At 66.8% G+C, this 17692-nt stretch carries 19 protein-coding genes; 11 read left to right on the top strand and 8 right to left on the bottom strand.

All coding sequences use genetic code 11. The features are described 5' to 3' along the window. The first annotated feature begins 794 nt into the window (after positions 1-794). Positions 795-2108 (top strand): cytochrome P450, encoded by a 1314-nt coding sequence (locus AB0F17_RS50025; RefSeq protein WP_358038944.1) that lies wholly within the window; start codon positions 795-797, stop codon positions 2106-2108. A gap of 153 nt (positions 2109-2261) precedes the next feature. After that, positions 2262-3023, top strand: coding sequence for a hypothetical protein (locus AB0F17_RS50030; RefSeq protein ID WP_358038947.1), 762 nt, complete (start codon positions 2262-2264; stop codon positions 3021-3023). A gap of 39 nt (positions 3024-3062) precedes the next feature. Here the strand turns inward: AB0F17_RS50030 and AB0F17_RS50035 are convergent, their stop codons facing one another. Continuing rightward, on the bottom strand, positions 3063-3503 hold the full coding sequence (locus AB0F17_RS50035) for a hypothetical protein (RefSeq protein WP_358038950.1): 441 nt from the start codon (positions 3501-3503) through the stop codon (positions 3063-3065). Positions 3504-3525: 22 nt separating this feature from the next. Continuing rightward, the gene (locus AB0F17_RS50040) at positions 3526-3735 is read right to left on the bottom strand and encodes a hypothetical protein (protein ID WP_358038952.1); all 210 of its coding nucleotides are present in this window, start codon (positions 3733-3735) and stop codon (positions 3526-3528) included. Positions 3736-3902: 167 nt separating this feature from the next. Between AB0F17_RS50040 and AB0F17_RS50045 the strand changes: the two genes are divergently transcribed. Beyond that, positions 3903-5159, top strand: coding sequence for a histidine kinase (locus AB0F17_RS50045; RefSeq protein WP_358038955.1), 1257 nt, complete (start codon positions 3903-3905; stop codon positions 5157-5159). Beyond that, positions 5144-5791, top strand: coding sequence for a response regulator transcription factor (locus AB0F17_RS50050; protein ID WP_358038958.1), 648 nt, complete (start codon positions 5144-5146; stop codon positions 5789-5791). The genes AB0F17_RS50045 and AB0F17_RS50050 overlap by 16 nt, the downstream gene beginning before the upstream one ends. Before the next feature lie 249 nt (positions 5792-6040). On the opposite strand, the gene AB0F17_RS50055 is transcribed toward AB0F17_RS50050, so the two are convergent. After that, the gene (locus AB0F17_RS50055) at positions 6041-6448 is read right to left on the bottom strand and encodes an ASCH domain-containing protein (protein WP_358038961.1); all 408 of its coding nucleotides are present in this window, start codon (positions 6446-6448) and stop codon (positions 6041-6043) included. Between the two features lie 209 nt (positions 6449-6657). Between AB0F17_RS50055 and AB0F17_RS50060 the strand changes: the two genes are divergently transcribed. Together AB0F17_RS50060 and AB0F17_RS50065 are read left to right on the top strand one after the other, a co-directional pair. Next, positions 6658-7269 carry a TetR family transcriptional regulator gene (locus AB0F17_RS50060; protein ID WP_358038964.1) on the top strand — a complete coding sequence of 204 codons (612 nt, stop codon included), beginning with the start codon at positions 6658-6660 and terminating at the stop codon, positions 7267-7269. A 40-nt stretch (positions 7270-7309) separates the two neighbouring features. Beyond that, entirely contained in the window at positions 7310-7495 is a 186-nt protein-coding gene (locus tag AB0F17_RS50065; protein WP_358038967.1) for a hypothetical protein, read from the top strand. 218 nt (positions 7496-7713) lie between these two features. On the opposite strand, the gene AB0F17_RS50070 is transcribed toward AB0F17_RS50065, so the two are convergent. From AB0F17_RS50070 to AB0F17_RS50085, 4 genes are all read right to left on the bottom strand, one after another. Further along, positions 7714-8715 (bottom strand): NADPH:quinone reductase, encoded by a 1002-nt coding sequence (locus AB0F17_RS50070; RefSeq protein WP_358038970.1) that lies wholly within the window; start codon positions 8713-8715, stop codon positions 7714-7716. A gap of 70 nt (positions 8716-8785) precedes the next feature. Continuing rightward, complete coding sequence (locus AB0F17_RS50075; protein ID WP_358038973.1) at positions 8786-9262, bottom strand: pyridoxamine 5'-phosphate oxidase family protein; 477 nt, start codon at positions 9260-9262, stop codon at positions 8786-8788. An 85-nt stretch (positions 9263-9347) separates the two neighbouring features. Further along, the gene (locus tag AB0F17_RS50080; RefSeq protein WP_358038976.1) at positions 9348-10706 is read right to left on the bottom strand and encodes an MFS transporter; all 1359 of its coding nucleotides are present in this window, start codon (positions 10704-10706) and stop codon (positions 9348-9350) included. Positions 10707-10751: 45 nt separating this feature from the next. Further along, on the bottom strand, positions 10752-11900 hold the full coding sequence (locus AB0F17_RS50085) for an FAD-dependent oxidoreductase (RefSeq protein WP_358038979.1): 1149 nt from the start codon (positions 11898-11900) through the stop codon (positions 10752-10754). A 130-nt stretch (positions 11901-12030) separates the two neighbouring features. Here AB0F17_RS50085 and AB0F17_RS50090 point away from each other — a divergent pair, with 130 nt between their 5' ends. The 5 genes from AB0F17_RS50090 to AB0F17_RS50110 all read left to right on the top strand — a co-directional run bounded on the left by AB0F17_RS50090 (position 12031) and on the right by AB0F17_RS50110 (position 16004). After that, positions 12031-12765, top strand: coding sequence for an IclR family transcriptional regulator (locus AB0F17_RS50090; protein ID WP_358038980.1), 735 nt, complete (start codon positions 12031-12033; stop codon positions 12763-12765). Positions 12766-12934: 169 nt separating this feature from the next. Continuing rightward, positions 12935-13657, top strand: coding sequence for an alpha/beta fold hydrolase (locus tag AB0F17_RS50095; RefSeq protein ID WP_358038983.1), 723 nt, complete (start codon positions 12935-12937; stop codon positions 13655-13657). Continuing rightward, positions 13654-14100 (top strand): GNAT family N-acetyltransferase, encoded by a 447-nt coding sequence (locus AB0F17_RS50100; RefSeq protein ID WP_358038985.1) that lies wholly within the window; start codon positions 13654-13656, stop codon positions 14098-14100. The genes AB0F17_RS50095 and AB0F17_RS50100 overlap by 4 nt, the downstream gene beginning before the upstream one ends. Positions 14101-14356: 256 nt before the next feature. Further along, a complete protein-coding gene (locus AB0F17_RS50105; RefSeq protein ID WP_358038988.1) occupies positions 14357-15223 on the top strand; it encodes a HAMP domain-containing sensor histidine kinase in 867 nt (288 codons plus the stop codon). A gap of 202 nt (positions 15224-15425) precedes the next feature. Then, the gene (locus AB0F17_RS50110) at positions 15426-16004 is read left to right on the top strand and encodes a hypothetical protein (protein WP_358038990.1); all 579 of its coding nucleotides are present in this window, start codon (positions 15426-15428) and stop codon (positions 16002-16004) included. 126 nt (positions 16005-16130) lie between these two features. Here AB0F17_RS50110 and guaA read toward each other — a convergent pair whose 3' ends face one another. Further along, positions 16131-17678, bottom strand: a complete 1548-nt coding sequence (gene guaA, locus AB0F17_RS50115) for a glutamine-hydrolyzing GMP synthase (protein WP_358038993.1) — start codon at positions 17676-17678, stop codon at positions 16131-16133. Positions 17679-17692: the final 14 nt, after the last annotated feature.

A 17692-nucleotide genomic window follows, 5' to 3' on the forward strand; every position in this document is an offset into this window, starting at 1 on the left:
CTGGGGCGCCAAACGCGTCGCCACTATCGCCGACGCCATCTGTTCAGGCTCGTTTTGGGGTAGGCGCGCCACCAGGAAGCCCTCGCCCCGGCCACAGAGCGGGCAAGCCAGGTATGAAGGTCACGCTCTGGCATGGCGAGCCGTACCGGATGAGGCCACCCTCGTGGCCCCGCTGGGCATGCGCTGATTGCGACTGGGTGGGCGCTGGCCGGCGTGCGGGGACAGGTCACAGCGAGGGTGTAGGTGTTCGACACCCCGCCGGTGAAACTCCAGGTGAGCGAGTATCAGATGCTCAAGGTGACCTGCCCGGCCTGCCGAACTGCGAGCCTGGCCGTCTCGAGGTAGACGCCGTCCTTCCATATCTTGTTCAGGCGGCGATCCTCTGCGATGCCCGGTCTGAGCACAGCGCGGGTCCGTCGCGCTCGGCGAAGGCGTCACCGACTGCTGTACCCCGGGCAGCCGACTGATCGCGACTGCCCCGACGGCGCCGACGGAGATGATCGTGATGAGGACTGCGCTCACGGCGAACCGGTGTGACCGCAGCCACCGGGTTGTGTCGCCTCCAGCCCCCATCCCCGTCGTCGTCCTTCACCACCGCCCCGCTCTGAGATGATGAAGCCGCAGCTCTCAGCCAACGACGGTGCAAGTCAAGAAGCCCAGCGGTTTGCCGGTCTCGAGTACGAGCAGGCGCTCGAACTAACTGATGATCACGGGGTGGCCGTACTCATGTGGCCTCAACAGCAAGATCACAAAGTGTCTCTGGGGCCCTCCCCTGGAGTACCAGGAGGCAGCGTATGCCCACGAAGCCGTCCCTGCCCGAGGTGGTCGCGGCGCTGCTACGCCGAGACCCGGTCGTGCTGTGTACCCGGCTGGCGCTCACACACGAAGGAGTTGCCCGGCTGCCGATCCCGGGGCGCCGGAAGTTTTGGGTAGTGAGCGATCCCGAGTGCCTGCATCGAATCCTGGTCACCGACGCGACACAGTTCGACAAGGGCGGGCCCATCTATCGGATCATCGCCGATGCCCTGGGCGAGGATGGCCTGTTCACGGTGAACGATGAGGCGACCTGGCGCCTGCTGCGCCAGATCATGAATCCCGCCTTTCGCCGAGCCGAACTGCGCACCGTAATGGAGTTGACGGCTGATGCTTGGCGACGCCGAATGGACGCATGGGATCTGCGCGGTCCGATAGAGCTCTTCAGCGAGCTGAAGCTGCTGAGTGTCGAGGTGTTGATGCGGCATGCGCTGGGGAACGCAGTCGATACGGCCGAGCTCACGCAGCTCGCCCTGCCGGTCTTCGACGGCATGGCGGGGCGAATCTTCCTCCCGCGCTGGGCACCCGGGGCGAGCGGCTATCGAAAGGCCATCGCGGCGCTGGATGGCAGAGTTAGGTCAATCATCTCCTCGCGCCGGGATCAGGGCACCGAGGCCGGGGACCTGCTTGGGCAGCTGATGACCGCCACCGATCCGCAGACCGGTCACCGTCTAAGCGACCGGCAGGTACGAGACCAGGTCTTCACGCTGTTGATGGCGGGATTCGACTCCACGGCAACGGTGCTGTCGTGGGCGTGCGTCCTTATGGCCGAGCGAGGGGATCAGTTGGACCGGCTACGGACCGAGGTGGCCAATGTCTGCGCGGACCGCACCCCTACGCTGGAGGACCTTCCGCGGCTCGTCACCGTGCAGGCTCTGCTGCAGGAGTCGCTGCGCCTGCATCCCGCGTTCCCCATGTTCTTCCGCAACGTCAAGGCAGAGACTCAACTTGGTAGGCACCGGCTCGCCGTGGGCGACCAGATCATCATCGCCCCCTATGCGACGCACCGCGATCCAGCCCGATGGCCGGGCCCGGCGGGCTTCGACTCCGGCCGATTCGCCGACAGGCTCGACCACGAGCAACGGGCCGCTTATCTGCCGTTCGGCGAGGGAAAGCGGAAATGTATCGGTGAGGACATGGCCACCATGACCGGGCTTCTCATCCTGGCTATGTTGGCGCAGCGGTTTGCCGCCTTTCGCCGCCCGGACGGCCATAGCGGTCAGGCGGCCCGATACGCGATGACCCGTCCATCGAGGGACAACGCCCGCTTGATCCTCACGCCGATCGATAAGTAGGCCGACCTAGTACGGCAGCCTCCAAAATTTGTGGATGTGTCCAGGTGTGTGTGGTGGTGTAAACCGTACAGTCCCGAAGTACTAGGATCCATGCCCGGCGGTATTTCGCGCCCCCTAGCACCTTTAAATAAGTAAGCGAGAGTGATGGGATCGTTGGCGGTGGATCTGGCCGGCTTCAAGGTTGCGCACCTGTATCAGGAGAGGCGCATCGTCAGGGTTTGCGGCGTGGACGACCTGCGGGCGGAGGCTCTGGAGGCCGTGGCGGACAGCACAGCGTCAGTGACCTACCGATCCCTCCATGGCGGCCTTATTACGGCACCGGACGAGATTTTCCGGCTGCTCGACACCCTTCTTGAAAAGCGGCTGCCCGAGGCGTTCACACCGCTGGAAGAGCGCGAACATTGGGAAGACGACGACGAAGAAGCCGGGCCCCTGCCGGCCGGGCCCGGACCCTACGGTTCGGGTGTGCGGGCCTTGGGGTCCACCGGCGAGCGGATAACCCTCATTTCCAACGGGAATCTTGCCTTGCCCAACGCTGGGTTCGGGGACGATGGTCCAGACGACGATGCCCCGCATCGTCGAGAACCTTGGCAGGAAGTGACCGGTACCCCTGACCTCCTGCAGGCCTGGCTGATCGGTCGGATGCGCTGGACGATGAACGACGGCGACTACAGCGAGTTCCCGCAGACCGAGCAGGAGCGAATCCAGCTTGCCGAGACACAAGCCGGCCGAGCAGAGCTGGCCGACCGGCTCCTCACCGCGTTCCCGCCGGAACGAAGTCGCTATTTTGCCGGTGCGCATGCCGGTTGGGATCGTTGGTCTGAGGACTACCTGTCCCGCGACGAGGTGATCGCCTTCGCCTCCGAAGACCACGTGGCGGTTCTCTGGCTCGCCCTGTACCGCTATTACGGGTGAACTGCTTGCCCGGCCGCTGAAGGCTGGCTCCTGAGGTGGTCAGCGCGCCTTGGGGAAGGCGGCGCGCAGTTCAGATCGATTGACGATGAACGCGGCCGGTACGAGCGTGAGGGCACCTGCGATCTGCATCGCCACGAACCACGGCGGGAGGGCACCGGGGATGCCGTCGATGGCGATGATCGCGATCGGCACGATGACGGAGATGATGCGCACGCGTACGTAGGCCCATCGCGCTCCCCGCGAGGCGAGAACGGTCAGCCAGTAGGTCACCACGGCACTCGCGAACATCCCACCGGTTCGCCCCCACATGAACGAAGTCACCTCGCGGCCCGTGACCGAGAGGATGACGACCACGATGAGGACCGCGACGCTGAGCGCGCCGTAGGCCGCGACGAATTTCTTCACCTTGCCGAAGGCTCGTTGGGTGTGCGGGTGGTTGATGTGGCCGGCCTCGGCCGTGGTGCGATTGGGGGTTTTCATGGTTCTTCCTTCCAAGGGGATTTCAGAGCACGCGGCGGACGCCGGGAAGCCGGCGGATCGGGCTGGCGAGCGCGAAACAGGCCGGGAGCACCACGACAGCCGCCATCGCGAACTTCGCCGACGTCGATAGGTCCAGCACACTGAGGGCATAACCTGCCGCCGTCACCACGAACGCGTGGATCACGTACGACCGCCAGGCCGACCCCGGCGGCTCCGCTGGGTGGGTTTCCATGTCGGCTTCTTCCTCTGGGGTGGTGTCGACGTTAGGGAGCGCATGGGTGGCGCGGTATGCGCCTGGACGTACGGGTGGGTGGGGCTAGACCCACTTCGCAGCCGATCTGGCGGGGACACGGCTCTGTGCGGTGCACAGTGAAAACACCGAAGTGAGAAGGAAGAGTCATGCGACAGCTGGTGTCATGGGTGGCGAGTGCCTGCGTGGGGTTCGTGCGCGCGTGCGTCGTGATGGTCGTCAGCATGCTGGTCCCGGCGGTGTGGGCCGCTGCCGTGGCGCTGTGGATCTGGTGGGGCGGAGGCCCGTGGTCGTGGACAGCGCCGTTCGTGTGGGCGTGTATCGGCACGCTGGCCCTGTCCCGCCCGGTGTGCCGGATGGTCCGCTCCCTCGTCGCGAAGTGGACAGGCACCGTCATTCCCGCCGTATATCGGCAGGCCGGGCCGGTGACACAGATGTCAACCGGGTACTGGTGGAACGGCTACTCCTACGAGCGCACCAGCCGCGACGCCCGCCTCGATCAGCGATGGCGAACCCGGTGGCGCGATCCCGCCCTCCGGCGTGACCTGCGATTCACCGCGATCGCACCGGTCACCGCGGGCGTGGTCGCCGCCGTCCCGCCGGCCGGAGCCGCGGCAGCGATCTTCGGGCTCTTCCAGCCGTCGCCCGCCATGCGCGTTGCCGGCGTGCTCGGCGCGGTCGTGGCCGTCGCCGGCGCCCCGTACGCCTGGCGGGCCGTCGAGCCGGTAGCCGTCCGCTTCCTGCGCCCGTCGCCCGCGATGACGCTGGCCGACCGGGTGGATGAGCTGACGGCCCAGCGCGCGGACACCACGATCGCGCAGGCCGCCGAGATCCGCCGGATCGAGCGGGACCTGCACGACGGAGCGCAGGCCCGCCTGGTCGCGCTCGGGCTCTCTCTGGCGACCGCGGAGAAGCTGATGGAAACCGACCCCGACCAGGCCAAGGCGCTGATGCGGGAAGCGCGGGCCGGCGCCACCACGTCACTGACCGAGCTCCGCGAACTGGTCAAGGGAATCAACCCGCCGGTGCTGAACGAGCGAGGGCTCATCGATGCCGTCCGCGCTCTCGCCCTGGACAGCCCGCTCGAAACGGCGGTCAGCGCCGACGTTCAGCTACGTATGGACCCGCCGATCGAGTCCGCCCTGTACTTCGGAGTCGCCGAACTGCTGACCAACGCGGTCAAGCACGCCCACGCGACCCGGGCACGCATCACCATCGCCCGGGACGACACCGGCATCGTCGTTCAGGTCGAAGACAACGGCCGGGGCGGGGCCGACGTGCGAGCCGGCGGTGGGCTCGCCGGGCTACACCGCCGCCTCGCGGTCTTCGACGGCACCTTGGAGATCACCAGCCCGGCAGGCGGCCCGACCCACGCGAGGATGATGCTGCCATGCGCATCGTTGTAGCCGAAGACCTCTACCTCCTGCGCGACGGGATGGTCCGCCTCCTCCAGGCGTACGGACACCAGGTGGTGGCGACCGCGACCACCGGGCCCGAGACGCTCGACGCGCTGCTGACATGGCGGCCGGACGTGTCCATCGTCGACGTTCGCATGCCGCCGACCCAGTCGGACGAGGGCCTGCGGGCTGCTCTCGCTGCCCGCAACGAGGTTCCCGGGCTGCCGATCTTGATCCTCTCTCAGCACGTCGAGCAGCTGTACGCCCGCGAACTCCTGGCCGACGGCTCCGGCGGCATCGGCTATTTCCTCAAGGACAGCGTGTTCGACGCCGACCAGTTCATCGATGCGCTGGAACGCGTCGCCGGTGGCGGGACCGCCATGGACCCGGCCGTCATCGCCAAACTGCTGTCCAGCGGCTCCTCGAACCGACGACTCGGACAGCTCACCGAACGCGAACACGCCGTGCTCGGCCTCATGGCCGAAGGATTGTCCAACCAGGCCATCGGCCAGCGGCTCTTCCTCAGTGAGAGCGCCATCAGCAAGTACACCACCTCCCTGTTCGGCAAGCTCGGCATCACCGATGACGACAACAACAACCGCCGCGTCCTCGCCGTCCTCACCTACCTGAACAATCCCTGACGGAGGGCTTCTCGCAACCGAACGTGTCCCCCTTCGCCAAGTAGCGCGGCACGGTCTTAGCTCGCGCCTCCTGCAGAGCCTCAGCGAACTCGCTGAGCGCAGCGTCAAGATCCTCTACGATCTCCTGCTCGATCACCGCAGGTTGCCTCCTTGGCCGAGCTCTGGACACTCCCGACAACCGACTATGCGTGTGTCAACCGAATGATCCAAGTCGGCCATGTGGATGTAGATGGCTGCAGGTCTCAGGTGTCAGGGGTTCGCGGGTGGGTCGAGGAGTTCGATCTCGATGGCCAGGACCCCGAGAGCTTCTTTCTCAGGGCCATAGATGCGGCGGATGTTGGTGAGTTGCTGGTCGCGGGGGCTGTCGGGGTTGACCTTGGCGGGGCCTTCGGTGTCGAGCATCTCCTCGAACGAGGCGTAGCGGGCGACGCGTTTGACGCGGGTGAGGGCGTCGTCGCGGCCGCAGACAAAGCGGATGTGGTCGCCAGCCGTCAGGGTGCGGAGGTTGGGGTACTGGACGCGGACCTCGATTGTTTTGCGGCCGGTGGCGACCAGGTCGAAGTAGCGGCGGTAAAGGTTCATCTCGCGGACTCGCATCGTGTCCGCCAGCACGTTGTTCGGGCTGATGATCTCCACGGAATCGACACGCTCGTTCATCACGTCATCACCTACTGGTCAGGCGGTCGGCACGGGGAGCTGGGCGAGACGCGTCGCTCTTCCTCAGTGAGAGCGCCATCAGCAAGTACACCACCTCCCTGTTCGGCAAGCTCGGCATCACCGATGACGGCAACAACAACCGCCGCGTCCTCACCTATCTGAACCAGCCCAGAGTTGTTAATCAATCGGATGATTGATAGTTTGTCCGCATGGCGGCAGGTGAGGTTGGCAGCAAGCGCAATGCGGCGCACACCAAGGAGCGCATCCTCGATGCGGCCCTCGACGAATTCTCCTCCAAGGGCTACTCCGGCGCTCGCACCGCCGCCATCGCCAAGCGCGCCGGGGTCAACGTGCAGCTGATCTCGTACTACTTCGGCGGCAAGGAAGGTCTCCTGGAGGAGCTCCGCCGGAGCTGGCGGGAGCGGCACGATAAACCCGTACCGACCGCTGCGACCGAGCCGTTCCAGGAGAGCTTCCGCGCGGCGCTGAACGCCACACTGCAAGATCCGCGCAGAGCTCGTCTGGTCGTCTGGCAGGCGCTCGGCGACTATCCCGGCGACGCGCAGGCCCTGGCGGAGGAATGGCACAAGGTCTCGGCGTCGGCCGTCGAGCAGATGCGGGCCCGCCAGGCGGCGGGGGAGGTCGGCGACGAGCTCGAGCCAGAGTTCTTGGCGTTGCTCTCCTTCCTCCTGGCCTTCGCGCCGGTGGCGCTGCCACAGGTGATCGAGGCGATCTATGGGGTGGACCCGCTGTCAGCCGAGTACCGGGAACGGGTGAGCAGGCAGGTGTTCTCGTTGATGGACGTACGGCCGCACTTGTAAGGAGCGGCACCCCCTGCCGTACGAGAACATCCCCATCCCGTTGGTACGCCAGTGGGCGGGTGACGAGATCGCCGACATGTTCCAGAGCTTCGAGGACAATCCGGTGCACACGGACATCACCACATTGCACGCGGAGTTTCCTGGCGTACGGTGGCACTCCTATCGAGACTGGGCGAAGACCGTCGACTGGGAGTGGGCCCTGGCACAGAAGCCCACCTGGGCCTGAACCCGGTCATTGTCCAAGCGCCCCGCTGATCTCAACACTGCAGTAAGTGCCTGTTGACGTTGGCGGGGCCTTGGATGTCTGGCATCGCCCTCGAACGAGGCATAGCGGGCGACGCGCTTGACACGGGTGAGTGCGTCGTCGCGGCCGCAGACGAAGTGCGTGGGGTACCGATCGACCTGGCCCACCGGGCCATCGGGAATCACCGACGCGGGAGGGCATCATGGCAGGACGACGATGCGTCCCCTGACACGGTCGGGCCCGCGGCTCTCTTGGAGGCGGTGCGCCTCGGCGGCCTCGGACAGAGACAGCGTCGCACCGATGCGGGTCCGGAGCCCGTCCCGCGCCAGCAGACCGTTGATCGTCGTCGCGGCGGACTGCAGGTCGCTGATCGACGCGTTGCTGATGACGAATCCTCGAATGCTGATGTCCCGGAGGTAGAGCTCGCCCGCCGGCAGGATCGGTCGCGAGCGGAGCCCGGCCATGACGATGATGCGCCCCCCTTGGGCCAGCAGAGGCAGCGTGGCCTCGATGTGGTTCTCACCTGAGTTGTCCCAGAAGATGTCCACGCCATCCGGGGTGGCGTCCTGGATGCGCTTCGTCACGTGCGGGTCACGGTAGTCGACGACAGTGTGCGCGCCGAGAGCGAGGCACCAATCGGTGTCGCGTTCGGACGCGGTGGCGACGACTCTCGCGCCCGCGGCCACGGCGAGCTGGATGACGGCGCTGCCGACCCCGCCTGCCGCGCCGTTGACGAAGACGGTGTCGCCGACGCGGATCCGCCCTTCGCGAAACAGCCCGATATGGGCCGTCGCCGCGGTGTGCAGGACGCTCACGGCCGTGTCCGGAGCGACACCCTTCGGCAGCCGGTACAGGCGCTCGACGGGAACGATCGCATACTGGGCGAACGAACCCTGACGGCCGCCGTGGCCAAGGCTGTTGCACCACACGGGATCTCCGGGCTGGAATCCCGATACTCCGGCACCGACGGCGGCCACGGTCCCGACCAGGTCACGGCCGATGATGAACGGGAAGGGGGTGTGGGTGCGATAGGCGCCGGAGCGGACGAACGTGTCGACGTGATTCGCTGCCAGCGCTTCGGTGCGCACGAGCACGTCCGTCGGGCCGGGCACCGGAACCGGCAGGTCACCGACTCGGATGCCGTCCGCGGGGCCGTGGCCGGTGATGTAGGCGGCCGTCATGACCGCTGGTGTGCTATCCATCCCAACTCCTTTGTCCGAGACGGGCGACGGGGGCCGCCCGCATCTGAGATCACCACCTGGTGACGCTGGGTCACCCGCGGTCCGAGGGCTCGGCCGAGACCCCGTAGGTGGCCGCCCAGGTCTTGGCGAGGCCGGCTTCGTCGGCGTCCCCGAAGGTGTAGGCCGGCGACAGCACGGGCAGGGCCCGCTCCACGAGGATGAGAACGGCCTCATGGGCGGGGTAGGCGGGACCGTGCAGATCGAGCAGCCAGGCGCGCAGCCACTCGTATGCCGGGTGCCCTGGGGAGACCAACGTCGCGGTGCCCTTGAACCGGTAGCCGCGGCGTCGGATGAAGTCGATCGAATTGATCTCGATCCGCGGATCCCGGCGGAGGTTCTCGATGGTGGTGGGTGAGGCGATGTCCATGAAGATGAGGTGCTCGTCGTCGTAGACCCGGACCGAGCCTTTCGGGGACAGGTTTGGCGATCCGTCCGCGCAGACGGTCGCGACGAACGAGAGTTTCGAGCTTTCGATGATCTCTCGCATGTCTTCGGTGATGATGCCCACGGGTGCTCCTTCGGGCTCAGGTTTCGTCAGTACAAGGTCAGTTGTTTTTCGGGAACGGTCCCTGGGCCAATTCTCGTTTGTGCCGTCATTCAGCGGTCGTTGCGGGCCGATTCACCGAACCTCCGGTAGATGTGAGGTCTGCGCCGCGGGTCTCCGGGCCGAGTGCGGCACCGCAAACGATGAGTATTCCGCCGACCATGAGGAGGACCACCGGGGTGTACTTCATCGGCATGAGATCTGCCAGCGCGGTCTGGTAGAAGACGTAAAATGCGGGGACGATCACAGCCGCCGTGTAGCCCAGCCCGTAGCCGCTGGACCGGACGCTGACGTGGAAGCGCTCGATGATGTAGGTCGTGACCACTCCAAAGGTGGAAACGACGACGATGACGAGCGCCACGGTGACCAGCGTGATCATGGCGTAGCTGCTCGCGGTTCTCGAGACGATGAGCGTGTACAGCGCCGGCGCGGCTGTCGCGGTCAGCAGTCCCGTGATGATGAAGAAGGGGCGGCGACCGATGCGCTGGCTCAACAATCCGGCGCCGATGTAGGCGACGGCGAGCAGCGCATAGGCCACGACCAGCAGCATCGTCACCCGCACGTCACTCAGTCCGGCTGACCTCTTCAACTCACCCGGCAGCACGGCACCGATCATGTTGAAGGCGAGCCAGAGTCCGCTCATGAGGGTGAACACCTGAAGGAATCCGCGTAGGTTCCCTTTGCGGAACAACTCCAGCACCGGCGGGGTGGACGACTTCGGAGCTTCCCGCCAGACGTCCGACTCATGGACGTTGCGCGACATCCAGACGACGAGGCCAAGAGCGAGCAGCCCGCCGACGATGAAAGGGATCCGCCATCCCCACAGCACGTACGGCGAGTCCAAGCCGTTCGCCGGCACGATCTTCAGCAGACCGAATGTGAACAACGCGATCGTGCAATAGGCCAGCGGAAAGCCAGTCATGATCATCGCGCCGAACAGGCCGCGCTTCGAGCCGGGGCTTTGCTCCAACGCCAGTGGTGTCGCAGCGGTGTACTGCCCGCCAAGGAAGATCCCGTCGATGAAGCGGAGGAATATCAGAGCGAGGATGCCCGCCAGGCCGACGGTCTGATGGCCGGGGAGACATGCGATCGCGAGCGTGACGACACCGAAGCCGGTCAACGCGATCAACGACGCACGGCGGCGCCCGGTCCTGTCACTGATGTGACCGAAGATCACGGCACCGAGCGGGCGGCCCAGCAGCGTGGCGGAGAAGATCAGGGCAGTGATGATCTGTCGTGTCGAGTCCGAGGCACCCGCTGGCTCGAAGTACGCCGCTGCCGGTGCCAGGACGATGATGGGCAGGTAGACATCGAACATGTCCACCCACAGCCCGGCCCACGCCCCGAACAAGGCCCTGCGCCCCTGGCGTGACGTCTTGCCGTCGTGTTTCGCGGTGATATCGCGCATCGAATTCTTTCCTTCTTTTTTGGGGGGAGCGACTGGTGGACGGCATCAGGAGCCGTAGAGCCAGTCGATGTGCCGGTAGTCCCGGGGATCCCGGCCGGTCAGCAGCTCGTTGCGCAGCAGACGGGCGATGCCGTCGACATGCCAGATCTCGCCCCATACGCGTGCGGCGCTCTGGACCTGCCCCGTGCGGACGGCACGGGCGTCCTGCGTGGCGATCAGCGCCGCGGGCCAGTCACCCTGCTCGGCCAGCGCGGTGACGGTGTGGGCGTCCTCGATCGCCTGGCATGCGCCCTGGGCGAGGTACTGGAGCATGGGATGCGCCGCGTCGCCGAGCAGGCCCAGCCGCCCGTCGGTCCACCGGGTCGCCGGTGCCCGGTCGTACATCGGCCAGTGCGTGTCCCGCCACAGGGAGGTCAGCGACTTGCGCACGTGTTCGCAGCAGTGCGAGAACGCGTCGTCGACCTCATCGGGGCCGCCCCACGCCGCTTCGCCCCGCTGGAAGGCGGGGCTGCGGAAGACCGCCACCTGGTTCACCATCTCCCCGCGCCGCAGTGCGTACTGGACCAAGTGGCACCCGGGGCCGATCCAGGCGACGACATCGTCCAGGTCGAGCTCGACGGTCAGGTCGTCGGCCGGCAGGGTGCCGCGATAGGCGACGTACCCGGAGGGGATCGGCTGATCACCGACGATCTGGTCGCGGAGAGTGGAGTTGAGACCGTCGATCCCGAGCACCGCGGCGCTCCTGTAGACCGCACCGTCAGCGCAGCTGGTGACGGCGTCGTGGGCGGTTGACACCACACCGGTGACTCGCCGGCCGGTCTCCATCGCCACACCGATCCGGCGGCAACCCTCAAGCAGGATCCGGTGCAGGTCGCTGCGGTGCACGACGACGTAGGGCGCGCCGTACCGCTGCCGGAACTCCTCGCCGAGATCCAGATGAGTCAGCTCCTCGCCGGTGACGGCATCGCGAAGCACCAGCCGGCGGGGTCGCACTCCAGCCGCGACGACTTCCTCCAGCAGTCCCCATTCGGCGAGGATGCGCGTGGCGTTCGGCGCGAGTTGCAGGCCGGCGCCCACTTCGCCGAATTCCGGCGCCTGCTCCAGCAGTTGTACGTCGTGTCCGGCTCGCGTCAGCGCGAAGGCCGTCGACAGCCCGCCGATCCCGCCACCGACGATGATCACTTCTCTGTTCACAGCCATCTCCCTAGGTCGGGGCCTGAGGCCCGGCCAGTGAGCACTGCCGTCATCGGTGCTCTCACCGTTCGGTCCTGAAGATGATGCGAACCGTATGGAAGAAATTCTGCTATGTGAATACAATTCTGTTGTGAGGAACAAACCTGCGTACCTGCTGGAGTCGGTGGACAACGCGCTCCGGCTGCTGCAACTGCTCCGCGACCATGGCCGCCTGAGAGTGAGCGAGGCCGCCGACGAACTCGGCATCGCCCGTTCCTCCGCCCACCGCCTGCTGTCCATGCTCGTCTATCGCGACTTCGCCACCCGAGACGATCAGCGCGGTTACCTGCCCGGCCCCGGGCTGGCCGCCGCCCCCATCGCCAATCGGACGCTCCAGGTGCTGCGCCACGCGATGCTGCCGCACATGGAGATGCTGTGCTCACGCGTGGACGAGACCGTGAACCTTCTCGTCCGGATCGGGACGCAGACGCGTTTCCTGGCCTCCGTCGAGTCGACCCAGGTGCTCCACGTGGGCGACCGGCAGGGAACCGTACTGCCCGCCCGCAAGACGTCCGGAGGCAAGGCCCTCCTCGCCGAACTGGACAGGGACGAACTGGCCGAGATGTACGGAAACGACGAGGACTTCCCCCGCCTGTGCCGGGAGCTCGAATTGACCAAACGGCAGGGCTACGCCCTGAACCTGGAGGACACCGAGACCGGGGTCGCGGCCATGGGTCGATGCGTGACCGACCGGACCGGCCACGCCGTGGCCGCACTGACCATCTCCATACCCACGGTGCGGTTCGGCAAAGAACGCGTGGAACCGCTGGCCGCCGAACTGCGGGACGCCACCGAGCGGGCCGGCCGGAACCTGCCGCCCCTCTGACCAGCATTGTTCTTCAGTGCGGAATTCTGTTCACGAACCAGAATTTTTCTCCTACGGTGTGACACATTCCACACAACCGGCGTGCTCCACCCGGCTCCCACATCCCCACCTCGGATGATCAGCACCTCAGCCTCTGGCGAGCCGGATCGCACCACCCCAAGGAGAAGTCATGGCGGAGACATTCGTCCTCATCGTCGGTGCCTGGCACGGCGGCTGGACCTGGCGGCCGGTCGCCCAGCACCTGCGCGCGGCCGGACACCGCGTCCTCACCCCCAGCCTCCCGGGCATCGCCGACGGGGCCGACCCCGAGCAGTACAGCCTCGCCGACGTGGCCGACTTCATCGTCGACCTGGTCGAGCGCCACGACCTGCACGACGTGACGATGGTCGGGCACAGCTGGGGCGGCTACCCGATCACCGGCGCGGCTCCTCGCCTGGCCTCACGGCTGCGCAAGCTCGTCTACTGGAGCGCGTTCGTCCCCGCCGAGGGCGCGCCGCTGCTGGACGAAGTCCCGCCGGCCTACGTGGAGCTGTTCACCCAGTTGGCCGCGGCGTCGGGGAACAACAGCGTGACCCTCCCCTTCGATGTCTTCTCCACCGGGTTCATGCAGGACGCCGAGGAGAACATGCAGCGGCTCGTACACAGCCTGCTGGTGCCCCAGCCGATGCGCTACCTGACCGAACCCGTCGCGCCGGTCGATCCGGCGGCCCTCGGAGTGCCCGCCAGTTACGTGATCTCCCGCGAGGACGTCTCGTTGCCGCCCGGCGAATGGGGCTGGACTCCCCGGTTCCCCCAGCGCCTCGGCGAGGTGCCCGTCATCGAGACACCCGGCAGTCACGAGGCCAACTTCACCCGCCCCACCGAGCTGGCCGAGGCGCTGCTCAAGGCATGACCGAACTGTTCATGGCCGACGTCGCGCCGGGGCACCCCGCGATGGAGGCCGACGTCGCACCTCTGATCCGCGCGTTGCGTCCCGCGCTCACCCGCGAGGCCTACGCGGAGTTCGCCGAGGAGGCCCACCGTCAGGGCCTGATGTTCACCGCCGCCTACGACCCGGCCGGCCGGTGCGTCGGCGTGGCCGCGCACCGGGTGCTGGCGACCAGCCGGGGCCGGCTGCTCTTCGTCGATGACCTGATCACGCATCCGGATCTGCGCTCCAGCGGTGTCGGCAGCCGGTTGCTGGCCGAACTGGAGGTCCGCGCTCGCAAGGCCGGCTGCGCGCGGATCGAGCTCGACTCCGGCATCACCAACCACGGGGCGCACCGCTTCTACCACGCCCGGGGAATGTCCATCGTCGCTTTCCACTTCGGCCACGAGGTGCGAGCCGGCGACTAGCGGTAGTTCGTCGAATCAAGATGGTTGGGCACTTTGCAGACGTGTGATGGCAACTCACAGTGACAGCCGACCCCGGAAGGTAGGGCATCGTGCCGACGCGGACAGCGCCTGTCCACGTGGAGAGTGGGTCAGAGTCACGCGCACTTGGCCATTGACATCAGCCCAAGAGCCCTGAAGCGATATCTCCAGATCATTGCGGTGATCGGCAGCCAACCGACAGAGATCACGCCCCAGAATCTGAAGGAGGAACGACGAGATGGACGAGCACGCACGTCAGGCAGTCACGTTCCTGCGGCTGCTGCTCACGCTCGAGGGATTCCATTACTCCGATCACATGACCTGCTGGGTTCTTCCCCGACCGGTGAACGCCTCCGGGGCGAACACGGCCAAGACGCCAGGCCACTTCGTGCGGACGGTCGCCGGCTCTTGGGAAAGCGCGGAACGGGCCAAGGAATACGCGGACTGCGCCCTTGAGCGGACACGGCAGTTCGCTGCGGACGCTTCCCATGAGATGCGCACCCCGCTCGCCGGACTGCGGGTGGAGCTGGAGGAGGCCATGCTGCATCCTCAGCAGACCGACCTCTCTGACCTGCTGAAGCACGCCCTGCGGGGCGTCGACAGGATCGAGGCGATCGTTGCCGACCTGCTGCTACTGGCCCAGGTGGAGGCGACCGCGCCCACTGAGCGGGAGGCGCTGGACCTGGCCGAGCTGGTCCGGGCCGAGATCTCCCGGCGGTCGTACGGCGTCGAGATCCGCCTGGAACTCCAACACGGGGTGACGGTCAGTGCCGTCCGCAGCCACGTCAACCGCCTGCTGGCCAATCTGCTCGACAACGCTCTCAGGCACGCCCAGCAATCGGTGCACATCCAGGTACGCAGCGATGGCGATGGCGTCGAACTGGCCGTCGCCGACGACGGAACGGGCATCGCGGAGACCGACCGTGAACGGATCTTCGAACGGTTCGTTCGACTGGACGCCGCGCGCAGCCGCGACCGTGGCGGCAGCGGTCTCGGCCTGGCGATCGCCCGCGACATCGCCTTGGCCCACCATGGGACCCTCCGCGTCGAGGACTCACCCATCGGCGGCGCCCGCTTCGTGCTCCGACTGCCCGTAGTCGGGTAGCGACAGCCTAGAGGGCCTGTCCGGTGTTCGGATCACGAGGCCGCCCATTCTCCTGCGCGACGCTGTCCGGCCCTGGCGGGGCAAAGGGGTATGGCGCGTATGACCTCACCGATGATGAGACGGACATCACCGCATTGCACGCGGAGTTTCCCGGCGTACGGTGGCACTCGGTCGCATATCGGCTCATGTGAGCTCCGCGCGAATGGCTCGCTCCACCGCGAGTTCGGCCCTCGAGCCGACTTGCTGTGCGGCCCTCAGAAGTTGTACCGACGGTAGCGGCACCACGATCGAGCAGCTCGGCGACCGCAGAGTCGATCACATCCTGACCCACGCCGTCCGCAGCGGACTCCGCGATGGCGCGTACGGGTCTGGTCACCCGAAATCCTTCATGCTCTTCCGCCTCATCACTCGTCAGCTCCCCTCGGTGGAGGACCACCGAGGAATTTCGCCGACGGAAATCGGGCGGGACCGTCAGATGGATCCGGGCAGGATTGGCGACGCCCAGATCATGAACAGCGAGCGCGGTGGTGTGGGACACGACCGCTTGTCCCCGGCTCCACAGCGCCCACCGGACGAGGTGATCATGTTCGCCTTGAGGGAGATCGACGAACTCCCGGAAGCGATAGACGCCGCGATCGATGCGCGTCCAGTGACCTTGGCGGACCTGATAGTGCTGCGACTGGTGGGAGTAACCGTCCTCAAGGGCCTGGCCCGCAGTGAAGTAGCCACGCTGGTGCGCTGCCCGTCGCCAGAGCCGCACACGAGGCGTGTCTTCACGTGACTCCACAGCGCCAGTCTAGGTCCTAACAGAAATTCTTAGTTTTGCGCAGCGCCAAGACGCCAAACTAAAAATTGCTTGTAGTTACAAGCGATGGCTTCACCGCAAGCTCGCCAACCCAGGCCCCGGTTACTCCCACTCGATGGTGCCCGGGGGCTTGCTCGTGATGTCCACCACCACCCGGTTCACGTCACGCACCTCGTTCGTGATCCGGGTCGAGATCCGTGACAGCACGTCATAAGGCACCCGCGCCCAGTCAGCCGTCATCGCGTCCTCAGACGTCACCGGCCGCAAAACCACCGGATGCCCATAAGTCCGCCCGTCGCCCTGCACCCCCACCGACCGCACATCGGCCAGCAGCACCACCGGGCACTGCCAGATCTCCCGATCGAGCCCAGCCCGAGACAGCTCCTCGCGCGCGATCGCGTCCGCCTCCCGCAGCAGGTCCAGCCGCTCACGCGTGACCTCGCCGACAATGCGGATCCCCAGCCCAGGACCCGGGAACGGCTGACGCCACACCATCGCCGCCGGCAGCCCCAGCTCCTCGCCCGCCCGGCGCACCTCGTCCTTGAACAGCGTCCGCAACGGCTCCACGAGCTTGAACTGCAGATCCTCGGGCAGGCCGCCGACATTGTGGTGCGACTTGATGTTGGCGGTGCCCGTGCCGCCGCCGGACTCGACCACGTCGGGGTAGAGCGTGCCCTGGACCAGGAAGTCGACCGGACCGTCGGCCATGATCGCGCGCTGCTCGTCCTCGAAGACCCGGATGAACTCGCGGCCGATGATCTTGCGCTTGTCCTCCGGGTCGCTGACGCCGTCGAGCGCCTTGAGGAAGCGGTCGGCGGCGTCGACGACGCGGAGCTTGACGCCCGTGGCGCGCACGAAGTCGCGTTCGACCTGCTCGGCCTCGCCCTTGCGCAGCAGGCCGTGGTCGACGAACACGCAGGTCAGCCGGTCGCCGATGGCCCGCTGGACCATCGCGGCGGCCACCGCCGAGTCGACGCCGCCGGACAGCGCGCAGATCGCGCGGCCGTCGCCGACCTGCTGGCGGACCGCCTCGACGGCGTCTTCGACGATGTTGAGCATGGTCCAGGTGGGGCGGCAGCCCGCTGCGTCGAGGAAGTGCTTGAGCACCGCCTGGCCGTGCTCGGAGTGGAGCACCTCGGGGTGGAACTGCACGCCGTAAAGACCGCGCCCGGCGTCCTCGAAGGCGGCGACGGGGGTCTGATGGGTCGAGGCGGTCACCGTGAAGCCGTCGGGTGCGGCGGCCACGCTGTCGCCGTGGGACATCCACACCTTCTGCGCGGTGGGCAGCCCGGCGAAGATCACGCCCTCGCTGAGCACGTCGAGGTCGGTGCCGCCGTACTCGGCGACGCCCGTCTGGGCGACCTCGCCACCCAGCGCCTGGGCCATGGCCTGGAAGCCGTAGCAGATGCCGAACGTCGGCACGCCCGTCGAGAACAGCCCGTGGGGCACGGCGGGCGCGCCCTCGGCGTAGACCGAGGAGGGCCCGCCGGACAGGATGATCGCCTTGGGCTTCTTGGCCAGCATCTCCTCGACCGGCATCGTCGAGGGGACGATCTCGGAGTAGACGTGGCACTCACGCACCCGCCTGGCGATCAGCTGCGCGTACTGCGCGCCGAAGTCGACGACGAGCACTGTGTCGAACTCAGACACCGAGAGGACCCCCC

It is taken from the genome of Nonomuraea sp. NPDC026600 (genome assembly GCF_040638335.1).
Taxonomy (GTDB): Bacteria; Actinomycetota; Actinomycetes; order Streptosporangiales; family Streptosporangiaceae; genus Nonomuraea.